The 1,012-nt window shown below is 61.9% G+C and carries 1 protein-coding gene; it reads left to right on the forward strand.

What is annotated here, in order from left to right:
• On the forward strand, window positions 1-977 hold a 977-nt coding region (locus VFQ05_13350), incomplete at its 5' end, for a hypothetical protein (protein ID HET9327746.1).
• Window positions 978-1,012 lie beyond the last annotated feature (35 nt).

Raw genomic sequence — 1,012 nt, forward strand, 5'->3', positions numbered from 1 at the left:
TGGTAGTATGCCCGAACTCCGCGTGTGGTGCAAGCGGACGCATTGGCGTCCACTCGACCAAAGAACGCCGCTACAGGTGCCATGCCTGTGGCAAGACCTTTGCCGAGACCAGCGGCACACCGCTGTTCGGCCTCAAACATCCGCTCTGGGTGGTCGGTGTCGTGCTGGCGTTGCTGGCCTGCGGCTGTCCCGTCCCGGCAGTGGTCTTTGCTTTTGGCCTGGACGAACGCACGGTCGCCGATTGGCAATCCAAAGCCGGACAGCATGCCAAAACCGTCCAGCAACAGCTCGTCTGTCAAGGCGCGGTCGATGTCGGCCAAGTCCAGGCCGATGAGTTGTACACCAAAACACAAGCTGGGCCGGTCTGGATCGCGACCGCGATGACGGTCTTTTCGCGCCTCTGGCTGTGGGGTGCGATTGGGTGGAAGCGCGACGGAGCGCTGCTTGTGCCAGTGATCGAGCAGGTGCGTGCGGCCGCGCAGCCGCATCAACCGATTTTGTTCGCGGTGGATGGCTTCAGGGCCTACGTGACCACCATCCTGAAGGTGTTTCGCGACCCGCTGCATAGTGGCAAGGTCGGGCGACCGCGGCTGCTGGTGTGGGAGGATTTGCAGATTGTGCAAGTCGTGAAGCACCGGGTCGGGCGGCGGCTGGTCAGGATAGAGCGACGGCTGGTGCATGGCAGCCTGGCGTGTGCCGAAGCGATCATGCAAGCAACACAAGTCGACTTGGGCTGCATCAACACGGCGTATATCGAGCGGTTGAATGCGACGTTGCGCACCTGGATGCCAGCCTTGGTTCGGCGCACACGGACGCCGTCGGGCAGGCGTGGGCAGTTGGAAGCGGCGTTGTTCTGGACGGGCTGCGTGTACAACTTTTGTCATGTGCATGCGACCTTGGCGGGCACACCCGCAATGGCAGCCGATCTGACTGACCATGTATGGTCGATTGACGAGCTGATAAGGTATCGCTGTTGACGAGCGTAACTCCACGCTGTCCTGCGGCGTTATCC

The organism is Candidatus Eisenbacteria bacterium, assembly GCA_035712145.1.
Taxonomy (GTDB): Bacteria; Eisenbacteria; RBG-16-71-46; order RBG-16-71-46; family RBG-16-71-46; genus DASTBI01.